Origin of the sequence: Streptomyces sp. NPDC046925 (genome assembly GCF_040644915.1) — a bacterium.
GTDB lineage: Bacteria > Actinomycetota > Actinomycetes > Streptomycetales > Streptomycetaceae > Streptomyces.
This window is the reverse complement of record NZ_JBEYWZ010000016.1, coordinates 119,853-141,599: the sequence shown is the minus strand read 5'-3', so window position 1 is coordinate 141,599 and position 21,747 is coordinate 119,853. Positions and strand designations below refer to the sequence as shown.

Genomic DNA, 21,747 nt, shown 5'->3' with positions numbered 1-21,747 from the left:
GGTAGGGGCTCCATTACTACCGGAGCACCTCCGCGGTGATCGCGGGGCGCAAAATCGGGCCTGCCGTAGTCTCGGGGACTGCGGCCGCCTGACCGGTGACCCGCCGCTCGGAGAGCGACTAGGTGGGAAGCGGAGCCTCCACTTGTGGGCCGGGTTCCTGCGTTGGCACGCGAGTATCCGGCCGGTCGTTACACAAGGTTAGCAGCTCCGCGGGGGTGGGGCTAACCGGCGTGCTCGCGGACTCCCCCGGCGCACGCCGTACGGCGCTCCGCTTATCGTGTGGGACATGAGCGACGCGACCCCCGCCCCCGAGTCCGGCACCAGTGACTCCCCCGACTTCGACACCCTGACCCGTGACATCGCGGACGTCCCCGCGGTCGAGGTGATCACCACGGTCGCCGTCCACCTGATGAGCGCCGCGGCCGTGAACCTCGGCCTCGCCGAGGGCGGCGAGACCCACAAGGACCTGGACGAGGCCCGCAAGCTGATCCACTCGCTCGCCGGCCTGATGGACGCGAGCGCCACGGAGATCTCCTCGTTCCACGCGGCCCCGCTGCGCGACGGCCTGAAGTCGCTGCAGCTGGCCTTCCGCGAGGCGTCCGACGTGCCGGACGAGCCGGGTCAGGGTCCGGGCGAGAAGTACACGGGCCCGGTCTTCGGCTGAGGATCCGACGCGGATACGCGGCGCAGGGACGTACGCGGATTCACGGACGTACGTAGAAGGGCTCGCCCGGTGGCGTCGCCCCGGCCGGCAGCAGTGCCAGGTCGAGGCCGCTCACCAGGCGGGCCCTCAGTGTTTCGTCGGCCGCGATGAGCCCGGCGACGCGCCGGGCGGCTTCGGCGGGGTCCGCCGCGGGGTCGATGACGAGCGCGAGGGTGCCGTCGGCGGTGCCCGCGCCGAGGTAGGCGCGCAGGACGGCCGGGTCGGCGGCGACGGCGGTGCGCACGGCGGCCGTGACGGCCGGGTCGGCGAGCGGGTCCCTTGTGTGGCGGCCTTCGGAGAGCGCGATCAGGGCGGGCCGGTTGATCTCGTACGGGACGGGTCCCGCGAGGTCGAGCACGATCGTGTCGGCCCGCTCGTGCGCCGCGGCCTGGAGCGCCTGGTGCAGGGGGACGGCGACGGGCCGGGCCTGCGGGTCCCACAGGGCCAGGGCCTCGGTCGAGGTGAACGCGGGCAGTGCCTTGCGGTCGCCCGCCTTGAGGGTGGGCACCGCCATGTCGCTGGACTTCTCGCGGCGCAGCCCGTTCTCGTCCTCCTCGACCTCGCCGAGCACGGCGACCACGGGGACGAGCAGCCGGGCGCCGGTGAGCGCCTCCAGGACGGGGCCGTGGGCCGTGCGGTCGGCGGCCCACGCGGTCAGGGCCGCGGTGAGCCGGGGGTCGGCCGACCCGTCGTCGTCGGAGAAGCCGGGGTCCGGGATGTTCTTGTTCGCCACGGTGCCGACCCTATCGACCGGGGCCACTCCGCTGCCGGGCGCGGTCGGGTCCCTAGCGGGCGGTGCCGGTGCGGGGTCTTGTGCGGCCGCGCCAGAGGTAGACCGCCGCCGCCAGGAGCGCCACGCCCAGGCCGCCCGCCACCGGGCCCACCCAGCCCGCGGGGCCGCCGTCGCCCCGGTCCGCGTCCGGGCCCCGGCCGAAGTACTTCTTCCCGTACGCCGCCGAGCTCAGCCCCTGCGGCTTCTTCTTGCCGCCCGCGGCGATCGCGGCCGCCGGATCGATGAAGCCGAAGCCGTACGAGTCGTCGCGACCGCCGCCGGGGACCTCGCGGGCGGTGTCCTCGAGGAGCTGCTTGATCTGGGCCGGGGTCAGGCCGGGGTGGGCGGCGCGGATCAGGGCGACGGCGCCGGAGACGAACGCCGAGGCGGCGCTGGTGCCCCAGCCCTCGTAGTACTCGCGGTCGGGGTCGGCGATGACGATGTCCTTGCCGGGGGCGCTGACGGTGGCGTACCAGCGGCGGGTGGAGAAGGAGGCGCGGTCGCCGTCCTTGTCGACGGCGGTGGCCGCGATGACTCCGGGGTAGGCCGCGGGGTACGAGATGTGGTCGCCGCGCTCGCCGCCGTTGCCCGCCGACGCGACGACGACGGAGCCCTTCTTCAGGGCGTACTGGACCGCGGCGTCCTCGGCGGGTTCGGGGTGGGCGGACTTGGAGTCGTCGCCCAGGGAGAGGTTGATGACGTCGGCGTCGTGGTCGGCGGCCCAGCGGATGCCGTCGGCCAGCGCGTTGCCGCGGGTGTTGCGGGCCTTGGAGCGGTCCGGGTCGCCGTCCTCCAGGATCACGCGGACCGGCAGGATCTTCGCCTCCGGGGCGATGCCGATCACGCCGTCGGCGTTGCCCGCGCCGTGTCCGTGGCCCGCGATGATGCCGGCCATGGCGGTGCCGTGCCGGGCCCAGGGGCGGTCGCCCTTCTTCGCCCCGAAGCCGACCATGTCCTTGCCTTCGAGGATGCTGCCGGTCAGGTCGGGGTGGTCACGGTCTATGCCGGTGTCCAGGACGGCGACGGTGATGCCCTTGCCCTTGGTGGTCTGCCAGGCCCGACTGGTGTGCATGGCGTCCAGGGCCCACTGCTGTGCGCGTATGCCGTCGTCGGCGTGGGCGGCGGTGGGCAGGAGGGCGATCGTCGCGGCGAGGGCGGCGACCGCGGCTCTGCGGATTCTCATGAGGACTTCTCCGTCGCCGCGATGGTCTTGCGCAGCCGCCGCTCGACGCGGTCGGCGATGCCTTTCGCCTCGTGGCCCAGGCCCGCCTGGGCGGGGGCCGAGGTGGCGGACGTCTCCATGGCCTCTTCGGCGGGCTCGGGTTCGGTGACCGTACGACCGTCGGCGAAGCCCGAGACGGAGAAGGCGACGACGGGGGCGTCAGGGAGCACGGAGACCGTCCAGGAGGCCCGCTGGGCGTCGTCGAAGTCCGCGGCCGGGGTGCCCTTGGCCGCGTACGGCCGCGGCATCAGGTCGGGGCGCCGGTCCAGGCCCTCCTCCGTGAAACGGTTGCGCAGGGAGCTCATCGCGTCGGCGTCGGCCTTGGTGAACAGCAGGCCCACGGTGGTGACATGGCTGTGGGTCGCGTCCGTGTACGTGGCGCGCAGCAGCCGGAGGCAGCCCGCGGAGGCGAGTGCCTTGCGCAGCAGCGGGTCGAAGGCGTTCTTGCAGGTGCTGTCGGGGGCGACGGCGACGCGGGTCCAGGTGCGGTCGGCTCCGCCGGGGCCCGCGCCCTCTCCCTTGAGGGTGGCGGGGAAGAGCTGGTCGACGGGCACGCTGTGCCAGAGTTCGCCCGCCACGGCGTACGCGTTGCGCGTGACGCCCGGCCCTTCGTCGCCGCCGGTCAGCCAACTCCCGGTGGCCGCGCCCCCGATGAGGCCGAGGCCGAGCACGACACAGGCGGCGGCCGCGGTCACGCGGGGCTGCGCCCAGGTGCGGACGGGACGCAGCCGCGTGGTGCTGTCGTCGTACATCGCGGGCCGGGCGAACTTCACGAAGGGCCGCCCCGCACCGGGCCCCGGCGTCAGATCGACGGCACCGACCGCGCGCCGGGCGGCGGTTGTCCGGCGTGACGGCATGGGTATCGACTCGGGTGGGTGTGTGGGGGCGGGTGCGGGCTCGGGCGGGAGCGTGGGTATGCCTGCCGTCTTCGGAGGCATCGGGGGGCGGAGGGGATAGTCCGCGGGGCGCTGTTCGTCCCCCGCGTCCGGGACACCGGGGCGTGGTGGGTCCGCGGGGCGTGGTGGCGGCAGGACGGGCTCCGGTTCGGGGTCGGAGATCCGGGTGCGCGCGGACGGCGGGGCATCGGGAAAGCGCGCCGACGCGGGCGGCGGAGGCGGCGACTCCTCCGCTTCTCCGGCCTCGTCCGTGCCGCTGGTGACGGAAGCGGCGCCCGTGATGCTCGCGGAGTCGGTGGTTCCGGCGGAGCCCCGGGCGTCCGCGGTGCCGGCACCTGCACCCGCGTCGCGCTCGGCATCCGCGTTGCCCGCTGTGTCCGCCGCGTCCGCGTCGTTCGTGGCGGCCACCGCGTCCCCCGGCGCCGAAGGCCCCGGCATGCGGACCCGGTCGAAGGGGGCCAGGAGGTCGCCGAGGAGGGAGTCCCGGTCTTCCTCGACGGGGGGCTCGACGGGGGTCTCGACGGGGGCGGGGGCAGGGTTCGGCCGGTCGGCGTTCCCGGCGTCCGCTGGCGTCGAGGGGCGCGTGTCCGGGAAGCGTGCGGAGGCGGCGGGAGGGGCCAGGGGCTCGGGCGGGCCCGGCGGCGGGGGCGGAGTCGTGGGGCGTGGCGGTACGGGCGGCCGTCGCGCTTCCGTGCTCATGCACCCCCCGTTTCCTCGCGTTTCTGCGCGTAACTCTAAAGGCAGATTCCGGTGCCGAGGGAACCAGTGCGCGGCCTCGGGCGATCTGCCCGGATCATCCCCCTACCCTCGGGTAATCCCGTCTGGCAGGCTTCGGCCATGACCTCCCGTGCAGCAGACCGGGCCCGCTACGACCGGGCCACCGCACACCTCGACGCCCCTCTCGCGATCGTCGATCTGGAGGCATTCGACGCCAATGCCGACGACCTCGTGCGGCGGGCCGCGGGCAAGCCGATCCGGGTCGCGAGCAAGTCCGTGCGCTGCCGGGCGCTGCTCGAACGCGTCCTGGCCCGCGACGGCTTCGCCGGGATCATGTCCTTCACGCTCGCCGAGTCCCTGTGGCTCGCGCGCTCCGGGTTCGAGGACGTCCTGCTCGCCTATCCCTCGGCCGACCGCGCCGCCTTCGCCGAGCTGACCGCCGACCCGAAGCTCGCGTCCTCGGTGACCGTGATGATCGACGACCCCGCGCAGCTGCGTCTCGTCGACGAGGCGAGGGACGGCGGCCGCGAAGAGGTGCGGGTCTGCCTGGAGCTGGACACCGCCTTCAGGATGCTCGGGGGAAGGGTGCGGATCGGGGCGCTGCGTTCGCCCCTGCACTCCCCCGCCCAAGTCGCCGCGCTGGCCCGCGCCGTGGCCCGGCGGCCGGGATTCCGGCTCGTGGGCGTGATGGCGTACGAAGGTCATGTGGCGGGCGTCGGTGACGCGGTGGCCGGGCGTCCCGCGCGCTCGCGGGCGATCCGGCTGATGCAGGCCGCGGCCCGCAAGGAGCTGGCCGCGCGCAGGGCCGAGACCATCCGCGCGGTGCGGGCGGTCGCGCCGGACCTGGAGTTCGTCAACGGCGGCGGCACGGGCAGCGTGCAGCACACCGCGGCCGAGCAAGCGGTGACGGAGATCGCCGCCGGGTCCGGTCTGTACGTGCCGCGCCTCTTCGACAACTACACGTCGTTCAGCGGGCGCCCGGCCGCGCTGTTCGCCCAGCCCGTCGTGCGCCGCCCCGGCGTGGGCACGGTGACCGTCCTCGGCGGCGGCTACCCCGCGTCGGGCGCCGCGGGCCCCGACCGCTCCCCGGTGCCGTACCTCCCGGAGGGGCTGCGCTACGACGCGCAGGAGGGCGCGGGCGAGGTGCAGACCCCGCTGCTCGGTTCGCCCGCCGACGATCTGCTGATCGGCGACAAGGTGTGGTTCCGGCATGCCAAGGCGGGTGAGCTGTGCGAGCGGTTCGACGCGCTCCACCTCGTCGAGGGCGACCGCGTGACGGCCACCGTCCCGACGTACAGGGGCGAGGGCCACACGTTCCTCTGAGGGCCCGTCAGTCGTTCCGTCGGCCCTGAGCGGCAGTCGCTCAGGCCGTCGTTCAGGGCTTCGCGCCCACGCTGCTGCCCACGCCGCCGCCCGTCTCGCTGTCCCCGACGGCGCGGATCCCCTTGGTGATCTTCTCCATGTCGGAGAGCGGCGGCGCCCCGTCGGCGGCGTCGATGGCGAAGCGGATGATGACCGGAGTCTCGGACCCGACGCTGGAGGGGAAGGCGAGGGACTGGACGTATCCGCCCTCGCCCTTCTCCGTGTGGACGCGCCAGCGCACGAAGTAGCCCGAGCGGCCGGCGACCGCCACGGTCCCCTCCGCGACCGTCTCGTGGCGCTTGATGCCGCCGAAGGGCTGCTGGCCGACCCGGTCCTCTTCGTACGCGCGGTCCGCCGCGTCCTCGATGTCGCTCTTGGCGAGGGCCTTGGCCGAGCGTTCGTCGGTCGCCGTCGACGTGCGCGAGTAGACCGTGCCGTGGCGGCAGAGGCTGCCCTCGCCGGGACAGTCGTAGACGTCCGGGGTACGGACGGTCGGATCGCCGCCGACCGTGCTGTCGGCCTTCTCCCAGCCGTCGGGGACGGGGATGGTGATGCCGTTGAGCTGATCGACGAGGGTGGAGGGGTCGGGGTCGGGCGCCGACGTCGTGGGCGTCGGCGAGGTCGGCGTGGGAGAGTCCTCCGGCTCCGCGGTGGTCGGTACGACCGGGCCGCTGTGCGGGTCCCCGTCGTCCTTGCCCAAGAGCACCACGCCGGTGACGATCGAGGCGACCAGGACGACCCCGGCAGTGGTCAGCGCCACCACCTTGGCCCGGCCGCCGCCTCCGGAGGCCCCCGGCAGCGGCTGCACCCGGGTCTGGGCCAGGGGCTGCGCGCCGGGCTGTGCCTGCGGCGGGCCGAACCCCGGCTGCGCCTGGCCCGGCTGATGGGCTTCGGGCGCACGCCGGTGCTCGGTCCACGCGGACCCGTCCCACCAGCGCTGGAGATGCGGCGCGGACGGGTCCGTGTACCAGCCGGGAGGCGGCGACATGCTCATCCCGGCACTCTAGGACGTGCCGTGAAGATCAGAACAGTCGGAACAGTCGGAACAGCGGGAACGGTCAGAAGACGGTGTCCGCCTGATCCGGCACCACCGAACCGTCCTCGCGCAGGACCGGGCCCTTGCTGCCGTCCGGTTCGTTGTTCGCGGATGTCGAGCAGGGGTAGAGGTCCGGCTTCTGCTTCAGGGGCTCGATGAACATGGGGTTCACGACCCAGCGGCCGTCCGCGTCGTCGTACGCGCGGCACATGATCTCGTTCTTGTTGCGGTTCAGGACGAGGTGCGCGCCCGTGGCGTCGCCGACGAACGTCACGTCCGTGTCGGCGTCTCCGCCGCCGAGGGCGATGCGGTGGGACTCGTCCTGCTTGTCCCAGGCCGACTTGCCCTTGACGCCGTAGATCTCCTGGTTGATCCAGCAGCGCTTGCCGTCGATGTAGGGGATGGCCTCGCCCTTGTTCACCGGTACGTCGCCGCAGCCCTGGTTCCAGATGGTGATCCGGCCCTTGCGGTCGAGGACCGAGCGGATGGCGATGGTGTGCTTGCGGTCGATGCCGACGCCCTTGGACCACACCTCCGTCACCGGCTCCGAGCCCGCCGAGACGATGTAGACGTCGAACCCGGCCTTCTTGAGCGTGCGGATGAGGTCGCGCTGCTGCTCGTAGTAGCGGGCGTAGCCGGGGATCTCGTGCGTGCCGACCTTCTGGGTGGCACCGACGGGGGCCGCGAGGACCTGCTTGCGGGCCTTCGCCGCGTACGACCTCAGTTCGGGCACGGTGTGTCCGGCGAAGAGCTGGGGCACCCAGGCGTACTGCGGGACGGTGTGCCGGTGGTCCCACTCGCCCTCGAAGGCGGCGGCGCCGCTCATCGTCTTGCCGTCCTCGCGCACCTCGAAGATCTCGTCGGCGCAGGCCGTGTTCTTCGACGTCGGCAGCGGCTTGCCGACCGGCACCTTCGTGCCGCAGGCCTTGGTGAGCGCCTTGTCGGCCGCGTCCGTCATCCACTTGCTGGTCGATTTCCAGCTCGCGGGGCGCAGGATCTTGTCGTGGTGCAGGGACCAGGCGATCGTCGCGTCGGTGATGTCGTTCTTGACGACCGTGTTGTCCCAGTCGAAGGCGGCGACGGGACGCTTCTGGTCGTGCCCCCGGTGGGAGCCGCAGCGTCCGCGCTCGTCGATCATCTGCTGGAGCTTGGCCCGGTTGTCTCCGTACCAGGTCAGCTTCTTGGACAGCTGCGGGCAGTGGGCCTTCGCAGCGGAGGATTTCGCGGGCGTGGCGGCGGCCGCGGGGAGCGACGCCGGCACGGCCGCCAGAGCGGCGGCCGAGGCCAGCGTCAACGCCAAGGCATGTCTGTTACGCATGCGCATGGACCGTACATCAATCCTGTCGGCCCGGTCAGGGTCCGTGCACCGTGTCCTTCTGATCGGGGATCACGGACCCGTCGGCGCGGCGCACCGGGCCCTGGTCGCCGTCCCGTTCGGTGTAGCCGGTGGTGGCGCACGGGTACGGCTTGGCGAGCTTGCCCTTGGGCTCGATGAACATGGGGTTCACCAGCCAGCGCCGGTCGCCGTTGTCGTAGGCGCGGCACATGATCTCGTTCTTGTTGCGGTTCAGGACGAGGCGCAGGGCCGTGGCGTCGCGCAGGAAGGAGATGTCGGTGTCGGAGTCGCCCGCCGCGAACACCTGGCGCCTGGAGGCCGGTTGGACCTTCTCGGCCGCCGCGCCCCGGACTCCGTAGATCTTCTGGTTGATCCAGCAGCGCTTGCCGTCGATGTACGTGATCATCGAGTCGTCGCCGTCCTTGACGGTGCCGCAGCCCTTCAGATGGGCCGTCAGCTTCCCGTGGGCGGTGGTGTTGCGGATGCCGATGGTGTGCCGGGCGTCGACCCCGGCGCTCTTCGCCCACACCTCGGCGACCGGTTCGGGCGACGCGGAGACCACGTAGACGTCGAATCCGGCCTTCTTGAGCGTACGGATCAGGTCGCGCTGCTGGTCGTAGTAGCGGACCCAGCCGGTGAACATGCCGGTGCCGACGCGCTGCTCGGTGCCGACAGGGGCGGCGAGGTTCTCCTTGCGGGCCGCGGCGGCGAAGTCCTTGATCTGGCGCGTCGACCAGCCGCGGGTGAGCTGGGCGAGCCAGGCGTACTGGGGCTCCATGCGGCGGTGGTCGAAGCCGGCGAAGGCCGTGGCGCCGCCGGTGGTGGTGCCCTCGCCGTAGACGGAGGCGATCTCGTCGGCGCAGTCCGTGTCGCGGCGGGTGGGGAGGGTGGCGCCGGTGGCGGGGCAGGCCTTGGTGAGCGCCTTGGCCGCCGGGTCGGTGAGGTAGCGGCTGGTGGTGTGCCAGTCGCCGTCGCGCGGCGTACGTATCTTGCCGTTGCGCAGGAGCCAGAACATGGTGGCGTCGCCGACGTCGTTCTTGATGACCGTGTTGTCCCAGTCGAAGACGGCGACGGGCCTGGCCGTGCCCTTGTGCCCGCCGTCGCCGCAGCGGCCGTACGCGTCGATCATTTTCTGGAGCCCGGCCTTGTTGTCGCCGTACCAGCCCTTGGTGACGGTCAGCGTGGGGCAGTCCTTCGGCCGGGACCGCACCGGCTGGGTGGCTTCCGCGGTGGCCTGGACGGTGACGAGACCGGCTCCGGCGACGGCGATCACTGCTGCTGCCGCGACGGCGCGGCGCTTGAAGTTCACGAACACACTCCCGTGTTTACGCAGGTCAGCCGGGCGTCGTGCGACGCCCGGCTGACGGGGTAGTTGCCGGAGGATGAACTACGGGGCGGATGGCCTACAGGGCGGACGAACTACACGGGCGTGACGTACGCGCCCGAGATGCCGCCGTCGACCAGGAAGTCCGTGGCGTTCACGAACGAGGAGTCGTCGCTGGCGAGGAACGCCACGGCGGCGGCGAGCTCGTCGGCCTCGGCGAAGCGGCCCACGGGGATGTGGACGAGGCGGCGGGCGGCCCGCTCGGGGTCCTTGGCGAAGAGCTCCTGGAGGAGCGGGGTGTTGACAGGACCCGGGCAGAGCGCGTTCACCCGGATGCCCTCGCGGGCGAACTGGACGCCCAGCTCGCGGGACATCGCGAGGACGCCGCCCTTGGACGCGGTGTACGAGATCTGCGAGGTCGCGGCGCCCATCCGGGCCACGAACGACGCGGTGTTGATGATCGAACCCTTGCCCTGGCGCCGCATGTAGGGGATGGCGGCCTTGCAGCAGAGGTAGACGGAGGTGAGGTTGACCTCCTGGACGCGCTTCCAGGCCTCCAGGCCCGTGTCGAGGATGGAGTCGTCGTCGGGCGGCGAGATGCCCGCGTTGTTGAAGGCGATGTCGACCGAGCCATAGGTGTCGTACGCGGCCTTGAAGAGCGCTTCGACCTGCTCGGCGTCGGTCACGTCGACCTTGACGAAGAGTCCGCCCACCTCGTCGGCGGCGGCCTTGCCCGCACTCTCGTCGATGTCACCGCAGACGACGTGCGCGCCCTCGGAGGCGAGGCGGCGCGCGGTGGCGAGGCCGATGCCGCTGCCCGCGCCGGTGATGACGGCGGTGCGGCCGACCAGACGGCGGCAGATGGTTTCTGACATAGGGCTTCAGGCCTCCGTGCTTTCCGTGCTTTCCGCACTTTCCGTACTGATGAAGACGTTCTTGGTTTCCGTGAACGCGGCGAGTGCGTCCGGGCCGAGCTCACGGCCGAGCCCGGACTGCTTGTAACCCCCGAACGGGGTCCAATAGCGCACGCTGGAGTGCGAGTTGACGGAGAGGTTCCCGGCCTGGACGGCCCCGGAGACCCGCAGCGCTCTGCTGACGTCCCGCGTCCAGATGGAGCCGGACAGGCCGTACTCGGTGGCGTTGGCGAGGCGGATCGCGTCGGCCTCGTCGTCGAAGGGCAGGAGGACGGCGACCGGGCCGAAGACCTCCTCGGTCGCCACCGGGGACTCGGGGCCCGCGTCGGCTTCGGTGAGCAGCGTCGGCGGGAACCAGAAGCCGGGGCCTTCGGGCGCCGTGCCGTGGATTCCGGCGCCGGACGGCACGTACGAGCGCACCCGCTCCAGTTGGGCCCTGGAGATCAGCGGGCCCATCTGGGTCTTCTCGTCGGACGGGTCGCCGACGACGACCGACTCGATCGCGGGCCGCACGATCTCCAGGAAGCGGTCGTAGACCGAGCGCTGGACGAGGATGCGGGTACGGGCGCAGCAGTCCTGGCCTGAGTTGTCGAGGTACGCCATGGGGGCGGCGAGGGCGGCGGCCTCCACGTCGGCGTCGGCGAAGACGATGTTCGGGCTCTTGCCGCCGAGTTCGAGCGTCAGGCGCTTCACACGGTCGGCGCACTTGGTCATGATCTGCTTGCCGACGCGGGTGGAGCCGGTGAACACGATCTTGGCGACGCCGGGGTGTTCGACCAGGGCGTTGCCCGCGACGTCGCCCGCGCCGGGCAGGACCTGGAAGAGGCCGTCGGGAAGGCCCGCCTCCAGGGCGAGTTCGGCAAGACGCAGGGCGGTGAGCGGGGTCGTCTCGGCGGGCTTGAGGATGACGGCGTTGCCCGCCGCGAGCGCCGGTGCGGTGCCCCAGGCGGCGATCGGCATCGGGAAGTTCCAGGGGGCGATGACGCCGACGACCCCGAGGGGTTCGAGGATCGTGACGTTCAGGCCGCCGGGTACGGGGATCTGCCGGCCGCTGAGCCGCTCCACTCCCCCGGCCGCGAAGTCGAGGAGATCGCGGACGTTGCCGGCCTCCCAGCGCGCGTTGCCGATGACGTGACCGGCTTCGCGGACCTCCAGCTGCGCGAGTTCTTCCAGGTTCTCGTCCACGGCCACCGCGAACCGGCGCAGCAGCCGGGCCCGGTCGGCGGGGGCCGCGGCGGCCCACGTGGCCTGCGCCGCTCTCGCCCGTACGACGGCGGCGTCGACGTCCTGCGGGGTGGCGGCGGGGACGGTCGCGACGACTTCTTCGGTCGCCGGATTCAGTACGTCGAGGTTCTGTACGTCGAGGTTCTGTACGTCGAGCAAGGGTGCCTCACATGCGTTCGAAGGAGCGGCGGAGCTCCCAGTCGGTCACCGCGGAGTCGAAGGCGTCCAGCTCGACCCGGGCCATGTTGCTGTAGTGCGCGACCACCTCGTCGCCGAAGGCCGCCTTGGCGATGGCGCTGTTCTCCCAGAGCTCGGCGGCCTCGCGCAGGGTGGTGGGGACGTGGGCGTACTCACCGGTGTAGGCGTTGCCCGTGCACTCATCGGGCAGTTCGAGCTTCTGCTCTATGCCGTGCAGACCGGCGGCCACGAGTCCGGCGACCGCGAGGTGCGGGTTCACGTCGCCGCCCGGCAGCCGGTTCTCGAAGCGCATCGAGCGGCCGTGGCCGACCACGCGCAGGGCGCAGGTGCGGTTGTCGTAGCCCCAGGCGGCGGCGGTCGGCGCGAACGAGCCCGGCCTGAACCGCTTGTACGAGTTGATGTTGGGCGCGTACAGCAGCGAGAACTCCCGCAGCGCCGCGAGCTGCCCGGCCAGGAAGTGCCGCATGACGGCGGACATGCCGCCGGGCCCGTCACCGGCCATGGCGTTGGTGCCGTCCGCGTCCGCGAGCGAGAGGTGGATGTGACAGGAGTTGCCCTCGGCCTCGTTGTACTTGGCCATGAAGGTGAGCGAGACACCCTCCTGGGACGCGATCTCCTTGGCGCCGGTCTTGTAGATGGCGTGCTGGTCGCAGGTGACCAGGGCGTCGTCGTAGCGGAAGACGATCTCGTGCTGGCCCGGATTGCACTCGCCCTTGGCCGACTCGACGACGAGCCCGGCGGCCGCCATCTCGTTGCGGATACGGCGCAGGAGCGGCTCGATGCGGCCCGTGCCGAGCACGGAGTAGTCGATGTTGTACTGGTTGGCCGGGGTCAGGGCCTTGTAGCCCGCGTCCCAGGCCTGTTCGTAGGTGTCCTTGAAGACGATGAACTCCAGCTCCGTGCCGACGTTGGCGGTGTAGCCGAGTTCGGCGAGCCGGTCGAGCTGGCGGCGCAGGATCTGGCGGGGCGCGGCCACGACGGGCGAGGAGTCGTTCCAGGCGAGGTCCGCGACGAGCATCGCGGTGCCTTCGTTCCACGGGACGCGGCGCAGGGTGCTCAGATCGGGGTGCATGGCGAAGTCGCCGTAGCCGCGGTCCCAGGAGGACATCGCGTAGCCCTCGACGGTGTTCATCTCCGCGTCGACCGCGAGGAGGTAGTTACAGCCCTCCGTGCCGTGCTCCAGGACGTCGTCGAGGAAGAACCGGGCGGCGAACCGCTTGCCCTGGAGACGCCCTTGCATGTCGGGGAAGGCCAGGACGACAGTGTCGATCTCGCCGCTCGCGACGAGGGCGCGCAGCTCCTCGATCCCGAGCGGGGGTGTGCGGTCTGCCACGGGAAAGTCCTCCTTGGGTCAGCCGGGAGCCATAAGGTATTGCCGAGAACCTTTGATTGGGAAGGGGGTACGGCCAGATGTCGCACACGGATGCCGGCGCGGTCGGCGGGACCGACGGCGAGGCGGCCGAGGCGGCCGAGGCGGCCGAGGCGGCTGCGGCTGCCGCCGGGGCGACCGGCGACGACCGGCTCACGCCGGTGCTTCGTCCCGTACGGGCGGGCAACGGCTTCGAGGAGGCCCTGGAGCAGATCCTCCAGGTCGTACGTCTCGGCCTGGTGCCCGGCGGCGAACGCCTGCCCTCGGAGCGGGAGTTGGCCGACCGCCTCGGCATCAGCAGGGTCACGCTGCGCGAGGTCCTCAAGGTGCTCCAGGACCAGGGCCTCGTCGAGTCCCGGCGGGGCAGGTACGGCGGCACGTTCGTGCGCCCGCGCCCCGAGGCGGCCGGGGAGGACGAGTTGCGGCGGCGCGTGGCGGACGTGGACGTCGAGGACGCGCTGCGCTTCCGCGAGGTCCTCGAAGTCGGCGCGGCCGGGCTCTGCGCGGCGCACGGCCTGACCGGGGAGCAGCGCGAGCGGCTTCGCACGGCGCTCGCCCGCACCCACGAGGCGCCCCTCTCCGAGTACCGCCGCCTGGACACCCTGCTGCACCTGACCCTTGCCGAGCTGTGCGGTTCACCCTCGCTGACCGCGCAGTACGCGGCGGTGCGCGCGAGCGTCAACGACCTCCTGGACTGCATCCCGCTCCTGGTGCGGAACCTGGAGCATTCGCAGCGCCAGCACACCGCCCTCGTCGAGGCGGTGCTCGACGGCGACGCGGACGGGGCGCGGGAGATGATGCGCGAGCACTGCGCGGGTACGGCGGCGCTGCTGCGGGGGTTCCTGACGTAAGTTCCCGACATAAGAGGCGGGCCGCCGGGGGATTGCCGGGGGGATTTACGGCGGCGTAACGCAGGGGTCTTGCTTTCTCGCCCCGGGCACGACAAAGGTATGGATCCGTTCCATTGAGTCACCCGTTCCGTCGAGCCCGCCCAGGAGCCGTGCCATGACCGTGGAGTCCCCCAAGACGAGTACGAGCACCGCCGCCGAACCGGCGGACGACTACCTGGAACGCAGAACGCTGCGCCGCGGCAGCGCGGGCTGGCTGCTGCTGACCGGGCTCGGCGTCGCGTATGTCGTCTCCGGCGACTACTCGGGCTGGAACTTCGGCCTCGCGGAGGGCGGGTTCGGCGGCCTCGGGATCGCCATGGCGCTCATGGGCGTGATGTACGCGTGCATGGTGTTCTCGCTGGCGGAACTGTCGTCGGTGCTGCCCACCGCGGGCGGCGGCTACGGATTCGCGCGCCGGGCGCTCGGCCCGTGGGGCGGCTTCCTCACCGGCACGGCGATCCTCATCGAGTACATCCTGGCGCCCGCCGCGATCTCCATCTTCATCGGTGACTACGTCGAGTCGCTCGGCCTCTTCGGCCTCACCTCCGGCTGGCCGGTGTATCTCGCGTGCTTCGTCGTGTTCATCGGCATCCATCTGTGGGGCGTGGGCGAGGCGCTGCGCTTCAGCTTCGTCGTCACGGGCATCGCGGTGGCGGCGCTGCTCGTCTTCGCGGTCGGCGCGTTCATGGACTTCGACGCGTCGAAGCTGAACGACATCGCGGTGGACACCGACGCGTTCGGCTCCAACTCCTGGCTGCCGATGGGCCTGTTGGGCATCTGGGCGGCGTTCCCGTTCGGCATGTGGTTCTTCCTCGGGGTCGAGGGCGTCCCGCTCGCCGCCGAGGAGACGAAGGACCCGGCGCGCACGCTGCCGCGCGCGATCCGCTGGTCGATGGCCATCCTCGTCGTACTGGCGCTGCTCACGTTCTTCGCGTCGGCCGGGGCGCGCGGTGCGAACGCGATCCAGGACGCGGGCAACCCACTGGTGGAGGCGTTGCAGCCGGGCGGTGAGGCGACGGCCCTGAGCCGCATCGTCAACTACGCGGGCCTTGCCGGCCTGGTGGCGTCGTTCTTCTCCCTCATCTATGCGGGCTCGCGCCAGCTGTTCGCCCTGTCGCGGGCGGGCTACCTGCCGCGCTTCCTGTCCCTCACGAGCAGCCGCAAGGCCCCCTACCTGGGCCTTCTGGTCCCCGGGGCGATCGGCTTCGGCCTGGCGGCGGCGACCGGGGACGGCGCGCGGATGCTGAACGTGGCGGTGTTCGGCGCGACGATCTCGTACGCGTTGATGTCGCTCTCGCACATCGTGCTGCGCCGCAGGGAGCCGGGCCTCGAACGCCCCTACCGCACGCCCGGCGGCATGCTGACCTCGTCCGTGGCGCTCGTCCTGGCCTGCGCGGCGCTGGTCGCGACATTCCTGGTGGACGTGACGGCGGCGCTGATCGCGCTCGCGGTATACGTGGTGGCGATCGCCTACTTCGGCATCTACAGCCGCAAGCATCTGGTGGCGCGGGCGCCGGAGGAGGAGTTCGCGGCGCTGGCCGCCGCGGAGGCGGAACTGGAACGCGACTGAGCATGTCGCGGCTGAACATGAGGGAGACGAGGGTGAGCGAGACCACCGGCCGACCGCTGATCGGCGTCAGCACGTACCTGGAGCCGAAGGCGAGCTGGGGCGTGTGGGAGCTGCCGGCCGCGCTCCTCCCCGCCGGCTACCCGCTCCTTGTGCAGGCGGCGGGCGGCCTGGCGGCGATGCTCCCGCCGGACGATCCCTCGTACGCCGATGAGGTCGTCGCCCGTCTCGACGGCGTGGTCATCGCGGGTGGGCCGGACGTCGAGCCGGTCCGCTACGGCGCGGAGCGTGGTGACCGCACGGGCCCTCCGGCGCGGGAGCGGGACGCGTGGGAACTGGCGCTCATCGAGGCGGCGCTGGCGTCCGGGACGCCGCTGCTGGGCATCTGCCGGGGGATGCAGCTCCTGAACGTGGCGCTCGGGGGGACGCTGGTGCAGCACCTGGAGGGGCACGTGGAGGCGGTGGGCGTCTTCGGCACGCACGAGGTGAAGCCGGTGCCGGGCACCCTGTACGAGTCCATCGCCCCGGCCGCTTGCGCCGTCCCCACCTACCACCACCAGGCGGTGGACGTCCTCGGCCACGGCCTCGTCGTCTCGGCCCACGCGGAGGACGGCACCCCGGAGGCGGTAGAACTCCCCTCCGGCTCCTGGGCCCTCGGGGTCCAGTGGCACCCGGAGATGGGGGACGATCTACGGGTCATGTCGGCACTGGTCGACGCGTCGGGGCGGTAGCCCTCCGGGCCGGGGCATGTGCGTCACCCCGCAAGTGCCGGGCGCCCAGGGCTTGACCCTCCGGGCCGGGCATGTGCGTCACCCCGCAGATCCCGAGCGCCCGGGGCGTGGCCCTCCGGGCCGGGACACGCGCCACCCTAGGTCCCGGACGCCCCGGGCGTGGCCCTCCGGGCCGGGACACGCGCCACCCCACAGATCCCGAGCGCCCAGGGCTTGGCCCTCCGGGCCGGGGCACGCGTCTCGCCGCGGGTCCCAGGCGCCCGGGGCTTGGCCCTCCGGGCCGGGACACGCGCCACCCCACAGATCCCGAGCGCCCAGGGCTTGGCCCTCCGGGCCAGGACACGCGCCACCCCGCGGGCCCCCGCACCGCCGGTTATCCCCTCCGCAGGGCCTCTCCCACCCGCCCGCCCGATTACCCCGCATCGGCGATCCGCCTCCGGCGGGGAGCGCAGCAGTCCCGCGGCCTCGCACGGCAACGCCGACACCCGGCAGGACCTCTCCCGCCAACCCTCCAGTTTGCCCCGCGGGGTAACGGGTGGGCGGGTGGGAGACCCCGCCGGAGGCGGGAAAGCCCACGCCGAGCCGGCAGACGAAACCCAACAGGCAGGACAGCCAGGCCCCCGCCCTCAACAGGGACGGCAATCGGGCGGGTGGGCGGGAGAGCAGTTCGCCGCAGGCGGGCCAGGCAGACCAGGCAACCCCCACCGCTGGATGCGCCCCCCGCCGGCCACCGCGTCAGCAAAAGCAGTTCGCCGCAAGCGGGCCAGGCAGATCACACCCCGGACACGCACAGCCCCCCGCCTAAAGAGACCCCGCCCGCGTCAGCGAGAGCAAGTCCCGCGCCGGCCCGGTAGGCCGATGCCCCGTGGGCCACACCGCCCGGAGGGCACGACGCAGCCGAACCCCCTCCAGGGGGATCCCCACCAGGCGCCGAGCCGACAACTCCTCCCCCACGGCAAGCTCACTGAGCACCGCAGGCCCCGCCCCACTCACCGCGGACGCCTTCACCGCCGTGGTGGACGACAGCTCGATCAGCGGGCGGGCGAGACCGCCAAGAGCCGAGTCCAGAACCTGCCGCGTCCCCGAACCCTCCTCCCGCAGGATCAGCGGCGTGGCCGCCAGCTCCCCCGCCCCCAGCGGCTTCCCGCGCCGCGCCCACGCATGGCCCGGCGCCGTGACGACGATCAGGCTGTCGTGCGCGATGACCGCCGAGTCGAGGCCGGTCGGCACCGTGAGCCCCTCCACGAAGCCGAGGTCCGCGTCCCCCGCGAGCAGCCGCTCCGCGACCGCGGTCGAATTGCCCGCCGTCAGCGACACCGCCGTGTCCGGCCGCTGCGACCGCAGCGCGATCAGCCAGCCCGGCAGCAGATACTCGGCGATCGTCATGCTCGCCGCGACCCGGAGGCGCGAGTCCCGCCGGTCCCGCAACGCCTGCGCCCCCGCGTCGAACGCCTCCGCCGCCTCCACGATCCGCCGCGCCCAGTCCGTGACGAGCGCCCCCGCGTCGGTGAGCCGCGAGCCGCGCGGCGACCGGTCGACGAGGGCGACCCCGAGCTGCCGCTCCATCGAGCGGATGCGGCTGCTCGCGGCGGGCTGCGTGATGCCGAGCTCCTTCGCGGCCCGCCCCAGACTTCCGAGCCGCGCCACGGCGAGCAGCAGTTCGAGGGCCCCGAGATCCGGCACCCGATGCGCGAGCGGCGCCGCCCCCGGTGACGTATCGGGCAGACCGGCGGAACCAGAAGACGTACTCATAAGCCCAGGTTATGTCCTCATACGAAGATGACTCCTGGTGGGGGACCCGCCCGGCAGAGACCGTGGATCCATGGTCACCGTCGCCCACCCACAGGCACCACCGCACACCACCGCATCCACCATCGCCGCATCCACCACCGCCGCCACCCGCCACCTGGGCCCGAACTGGTACGCCACCGTCATGGGCACAGCGATCATCGCGAGCGCGGGCGCGACCCTGCCGGTCCGCGTCCCCGGACTGCGCACCGCCTGCACCGCGGTCTGGGCGCTGTCCCTGCTCATGCTGGCCGCGCTCGTCACCGCCCGCACCCTGCACTGGGTCCACCACCGCGACCAGGCCCGCGCCCATCTCCTCGACCCGGCCGTCGCCCCCTTCTACGGCTGCCTCTCCATGGCCCTGCTCGCGGTCGGCGGCGGCGCGCTCCTCGTGGGCGAGGACTGGATCGGCACGGGCGCGGCGGTCGCGCTCGACGCCGTGCTGTTCACCGCCGGTACGGTCATCGGCCTCGCGGCGGCCGTCGCGATCCCGTACCTGATGGTGGTGAAGCACGGCTTGCAGCCGGGCCAGGCATCGCCGGTCTGGCTGCTGCCGCTGGTGGCGCCCATGGTGTCGGCTGCCCTCGGCCCGCTTCTCATACCCCACCTCCCCACAGGCCAGGCCCAACAGACCCTCCTCTTCGCCTGCTTCGCGATGTTCGGCCTGAGCCTGCTCGCCACCCTGGTGATGCTGCCGATGATCTTCGCCCGCCTGCTGACCGGCGGCCCCTTCCCGCTCGCGCTCACACCGACGCTGTTCCTGGTGCTCGGCCCGCTCGGCCAGTCCACGACCGCCGCGAACAAGTTCGCCGACTCCGCGGCGGCAGGCGTCGTCCCCGCCCCGTACGACCAGGGCTTCGCCGTCTTCGCCGTGCTCTACGGCGTCCCGGTGACGGGCTTCGCCCTGCTGTGGCTGGCGCTCGCGGGCGCGATGGTGGTGCGGGCCCGGCGCCGGGGCATGGGCTTCGCGATGACCTGGTGGGCGTTCACGTTCCCCGTCGGCACCTGCGTCACGGGCGCCGAGGGCCTGGGCAAGCACACCGGCCTCGCGTTCTACGACGGGCTGGCGGTCGCGCTGTACGCCCTCCTGGTGACCGCCTGGGCAGTGGCCCTCGCCCACACCCTGCGCGGCCTGCTCAACGGCAAGCTGCTCGCAGCGCCGCGCTGAGCACGGCCGGTGCCTCCGCCAGTGACGGGCCGTACCAGGTGAGGTGACGGCCGCTGACGAGCGCCGAGGGGACGGTGAACTCCTCGGGGCCGTCGTCGGCGGTGAAGCGGTACGGCTCGTCGGGCAGGACCATCAAGTCCGGGGCCACCGCCCGCAGCTCCTCGACCGGTACGCGCGGATAGCGCTCGGCATGCGTCGCGTAGGCGTTGTCGACGCCGAGGCGGCGCAGCAGGTCCCCGGCGAACGTGTCGCGGCCCAGGACCATCCAGGGCCGCCGCCAGACGGGGATCACGGCCGTCAACCGGGCGTCCGGCGGCGGAAGTTGCCCCCACGCCGTCTCCGCATCGTCCAGCCAGCCCGGCCGCCCCGCCCCGCAGGCGGCGAGCACCCGGGCCAGCTCACGGAAGGCGTCCGGCAGGTCCCGTACCTCCGTCACGAGCACCTCGATCCCCGCCGCCCGCAGCGCGGCGAGGTCGGGCTCGCGGTTCTCCTCTTCGTTGGCGATCACCAGGTCCGGGGCGAGGCCGATGATCCGGGGCACGTCGGGGTTCTTCGTGCCGCCGACGCGGACCACGTCCAGGTCCACCGGATGGCTGCACCAGTCCGTGGCCCCGGCCAGCGCTCCCGGCACGCCGACGGCGACCGCCTCGGTCAGCGAGGGCACCAGAGAGACGACCCGCACTCCCGCCTCCGCCGCCCCCGCCACCGTGAAATCCCCTCAGCGCCGCGAGTCGTCCACGGCGTCGATGTGATCGCCCACGGCGACCACGAGCACCTGGCTGTCCGGCACGGTCGCCCGCCACCGGTGCCGCACCCCGCCCGTCAGATAGAGGCTGTCACCGCGCCCGAGCCGGTACGCCCTGCCCTCGGCCTCGACCTCGACGGCGCCGCCCACCACGTACATCAATTCGTCGTTACGGTGCTGGAACTCGCGTCCCTCGTCATGGTCGCCGGTGAACTCGATGGCGTGCAGCTGGTGGTGACCCCGCACCAGATTGCGTATGCGGGCGGCGTCGGGGGAGGACGGGGAGGGGGTCGCGGCGTCGCCCTCCTCGGCGCGCGTCAGATCGACCGTGCACGCGGGGTCCGCCGCGGCGAGCAGTTCGACGTCGGTCGTCCGCAGGGCGTCGGCAACTCGCTGCAGGGAACGGCTGCTGGGCCGCGCCCGCTCGTTCTCCACCTGGCTCAGAAAGGGCACCGAGAGACCGCTGCGCTCGGCCACCACGGCGAGGGTGAGCTCCAGCTGCCGGCGGCGGCGCCGCACGGCCGAGCCCACCCGGAGGGTTTCCTTCTGCTCGTCCATCGCCTCGGCTCCCTTCTGCGCGTCGGTCCACTCTCAACCCTGAGGGGTTTTCTGCACCCTACGCATGTTCGCCAAACGGTTTCGCCCCGTTGCGCGGACCGCCGTCTACAGCTTGCGCCAGTAGACAAGCTGCCCGGCCTCTCCGGGAGCCGCACCCTCCCCCGGTATGAACACGCTGACCAGCAAGGAAGGCCTGCCCTGCGGGTCGGTGACGAGGGTCGCCGACGGATTGGCGAAGGCATGGCTCCCGCCGTGCGTCGAGATGTCGATCCGGTCGGCCCGTCCGCTCACCGGGTCGTACGCGTACGACCGCCAGCTGCCGAAGTCGCCGCGCCTGCGCTGCCCCTCCACGAAGAGCATCCGCTGCCCGTCGAGCTCGACGGGCGCGCGATCCCCGAGGTTGCCGCTGTTGCCCCACGCCCGCAGCGCCCGGTCGAGCCGCCGGTCCGGCTCCGCGTGCCAGTCGCGGAACCGGGTGAGGGTGGCGCGCAGCTGGCGGTCGGTGTCGCAGTCGGCGCGGTAGTGCCCGGTCAGTTCGATGGTGTCGCCGCGTACGGCGGAGATACTCGGCGTGCCCTCGGCGCACCGCGAGAGGGTGCGCGGCGCGTCGAAGGCGTGCGCGGGGCGCCCGTCGAGCAGCGCCGCCCCGTCGGCGTACGCGCGCACGGCGATGTGGTTCCGCGGGTCCCTCTCATAGGCGAGGACGTATCCGCCGCGCCCGTCGGCGGCGAGCGAGGCCTGGTGGGTGCCGGGCCCGAAGTCGTGGCGGCGGTGCCAGTGCCGCAGATCGGCGGAGGTGGCGACGGCGGCATGGAAGCGGCCGTCGTCCAGGAGGGTGTGGTAGACGGCCAGGTATGTGCCGTCGGGCCGCTGCGTGATCTGCGCGGCGTCCATGGTGCGCCCGGTGTCGTCCCGCGCGTCGTAGCGGTGGCCGTCGGCGGCGCGTACGTCGCCCGCGAGCCCGGCGAGGCGTGCGGTGCCCGCGGAGGCCGGTGCGGGGCTCGCGTCGGCCAGGTGCGCGAGGAACAGGGCGGCGGCGAGGGCGAGGGCCACGGTGAAGAAGAGGCGGGGCGTCGCGTGGACGGTCACGGAGGGGCACTTACGTTCGAGCGGCGGGGAGGCTGCCCAGCCTAGGGAGCGGGGCCACGCCGGGGAACGCCGCGAGGGGTGGGCTTCGCCACAAGGGCGAGGCCCACCCCTCGGGGTGATCCAGCGGCGCAGAGCCGG

General features: G+C 72.6%; 19 protein-coding genes. 6 read left to right on the top strand and 13 right to left on the bottom strand.

All coding sequences use genetic code 11. From position 1 onward, the window contains the following. The first annotated feature begins 286 nt into the window (after positions 1-286). The gene (locus tag ABZ906_RS40490) at positions 287-664 is read left to right on the top strand and encodes a DUF1844 domain-containing protein (protein WP_361196854.1); all 378 of its coding nucleotides are present in this window, start codon (positions 287-289) and stop codon (positions 662-664) included. A gap of 40 nt (positions 665-704) precedes the next feature. Here ABZ906_RS40490 and ABZ906_RS40485 read toward each other — a convergent pair whose 3' ends face one another. From ABZ906_RS40485 to ABZ906_RS40475, 3 genes are read right to left on the bottom strand one after another with little or no spacing between them, the layout of a single operon-like run. Then, the gene (locus ABZ906_RS40485) at positions 705-1,436 is read right to left on the bottom strand and encodes an SseB family protein (RefSeq protein WP_361391386.1); all 732 of its coding nucleotides are present in this window, start codon (positions 1,434-1,436) and stop codon (positions 705-707) included. A gap of 52 nt (positions 1,437-1,488) precedes the next feature. Further along, complete coding sequence (gene mycP / locus ABZ906_RS40480) at positions 1,489-2,658, bottom strand: type VII secretion-associated serine protease mycosin (RefSeq protein WP_361391383.1); 1,170 nt, start codon at positions 2,656-2,658, stop codon at positions 1,489-1,491. Then, complete coding sequence (locus tag ABZ906_RS40475) at positions 2,655-4,292, bottom strand: hypothetical protein (protein WP_361391380.1); 1,638 nt, start codon at positions 4,290-4,292, stop codon at positions 2,655-2,657. The genes mycP and ABZ906_RS40475 overlap by 4 nt, the downstream gene beginning before the upstream one ends. A 138-nt stretch (positions 4,293-4,430) precedes the next feature. Here ABZ906_RS40475 and ABZ906_RS40470 point away from each other — a divergent pair, with 138 nt between their 5' ends. Then, complete coding sequence (locus tag ABZ906_RS40470) at positions 4,431-5,633, top strand: amino acid deaminase/aldolase (RefSeq protein ID WP_361391377.1); 1,203 nt, start codon at positions 4,431-4,433, stop codon at positions 5,631-5,633. Positions 5,634-5,685: 52 nt separating this feature from the next. Here the strand turns inward: ABZ906_RS40470 and ABZ906_RS40465 are convergent, their stop codons facing one another. The 6 genes from ABZ906_RS40465 to ABZ906_RS40440 all read right to left on the bottom strand — a co-directional run bounded on the left by ABZ906_RS40465 (position 5,686) and on the right by ABZ906_RS40440 (position 13,037). Next, the gene (locus ABZ906_RS40465) at positions 5,686-6,666 is read right to left on the bottom strand and encodes a DUF2510 domain-containing protein (RefSeq protein ID WP_361391374.1); all 981 of its coding nucleotides are present in this window, start codon (positions 6,664-6,666) and stop codon (positions 5,686-5,688) included. A gap of 64 nt (positions 6,667-6,730) precedes the next feature. Next, positions 6,731-8,026: a haloacid dehalogenase-like hydrolase gene (locus tag ABZ906_RS40460; protein ID WP_361391371.1), complete on the bottom strand. Its 1,296-nt coding sequence runs from the start codon at positions 8,024-8,026 to the stop codon at positions 6,731-6,733. A gap of 34 nt (positions 8,027-8,060) precedes the next feature. Continuing rightward, on the bottom strand, positions 8,061-9,353 hold the full coding sequence (locus ABZ906_RS40455) for an HAD family hydrolase (RefSeq protein ID WP_361391368.1): 1,293 nt from the start codon (positions 9,351-9,353) through the stop codon (positions 8,061-8,063). Between the two features lie 110 nt (positions 9,354-9,463). Further along, the gene (locus ABZ906_RS40450) at positions 9,464-10,243 is read right to left on the bottom strand and encodes a 3-oxoacyl-ACP reductase (protein WP_361391365.1); all 780 of its coding nucleotides are present in this window, start codon (positions 10,241-10,243) and stop codon (positions 9,464-9,466) included. A 6-nt stretch (positions 10,244-10,249) separates the two neighbouring features. Continuing rightward, positions 10,250-11,665: an aldehyde dehydrogenase family protein gene (locus ABZ906_RS40445; RefSeq protein WP_361391362.1), complete on the bottom strand. Its 1,416-nt coding sequence runs from the start codon at positions 11,663-11,665 to the stop codon at positions 10,250-10,252. 7 nt (positions 11,666-11,672) lie between these two features. Continuing rightward, positions 11,673-13,037 carry a glutamine synthetase family protein gene (locus tag ABZ906_RS40440; protein WP_361196825.1) on the bottom strand — a complete coding sequence of 455 codons (1,365 nt, stop codon included), beginning with the start codon at positions 13,035-13,037 and terminating at the stop codon, positions 11,673-11,675. 77 nt (positions 13,038-13,114) lie between these two features. On the opposite strand from ABZ906_RS40440, the gene ABZ906_RS40435 reads away from it, so the two are divergent. The 3 genes from ABZ906_RS40435 (at position 13,115) to ABZ906_RS40425 (ending at position 16,261) form a co-directional block, all read left to right on the top strand. After that, the gene (locus ABZ906_RS40435) at positions 13,115-13,924 is read left to right on the top strand and encodes an FCD domain-containing protein (protein WP_361391359.1); all 810 of its coding nucleotides are present in this window, start codon (positions 13,115-13,117) and stop codon (positions 13,922-13,924) included. 154 nt (positions 13,925-14,078) lie between these two features. Next, positions 14,079-15,533 (top strand): ethanolamine permease, encoded by a 1,455-nt coding sequence (gene eat / locus ABZ906_RS40430; protein WP_361196819.1) that lies wholly within the window; start codon positions 14,079-14,081, stop codon positions 15,531-15,533. Between the two features lie 32 nt (positions 15,534-15,565). Further along, positions 15,566-16,261: a gamma-glutamyl-gamma-aminobutyrate hydrolase family protein gene (locus ABZ906_RS40425; RefSeq protein WP_361391356.1), complete on the top strand. Its 696-nt coding sequence runs from the start codon at positions 15,566-15,568 to the stop codon at positions 16,259-16,261. A gap of 801 nt (positions 16,262-17,062) precedes the next feature. Here the strand turns inward: ABZ906_RS40425 and ABZ906_RS40420 are convergent. Further along, the gene (locus tag ABZ906_RS40420; protein ID WP_361391353.1) at positions 17,063-18,013 is read right to left on the bottom strand and encodes a LysR family transcriptional regulator; all 951 of its coding nucleotides are present in this window, start codon (positions 18,011-18,013) and stop codon (positions 17,063-17,065) included. A 70-nt stretch (positions 18,014-18,083) separates the two neighbouring features. Between ABZ906_RS40420 and ABZ906_RS40415 the strand changes: the two genes are divergently transcribed. Then, entirely contained in the window at positions 18,084-19,217 is a 1,134-nt protein-coding gene (locus ABZ906_RS40415; protein WP_361391350.1) for a TDT family transporter, read from the top strand. Here ABZ906_RS40415 and ABZ906_RS40410 read toward each other — a convergent pair. The 3 genes from ABZ906_RS40410 to ABZ906_RS40400 form a co-directional block, all read right to left on the bottom strand. Further along, entirely contained in the window at positions 19,186-19,899 is a 714-nt protein-coding gene (locus ABZ906_RS40410; RefSeq protein ID WP_361391347.1) for a helical backbone metal receptor, read from the bottom strand. The two genes, ABZ906_RS40415 and ABZ906_RS40410, sit on opposite strands and share 32 nt — an antisense overlap. A gap of 36 nt (positions 19,900-19,935) precedes the next feature. Continuing rightward, on the bottom strand, positions 19,936-20,520 hold the full coding sequence (locus ABZ906_RS40405) for an XRE family transcriptional regulator (RefSeq protein WP_361391344.1): 585 nt from the start codon (positions 20,518-20,520) through the stop codon (positions 19,936-19,938). Positions 20,521-20,625: 105 nt separating this feature from the next. Then, the gene (locus ABZ906_RS40400; protein WP_361391342.1) at positions 20,626-21,609 is read right to left on the bottom strand and encodes a hypothetical protein; all 984 of its coding nucleotides are present in this window, start codon (positions 21,607-21,609) and stop codon (positions 20,626-20,628) included. Positions 21,610-21,747 lie beyond the last annotated feature (138 nt).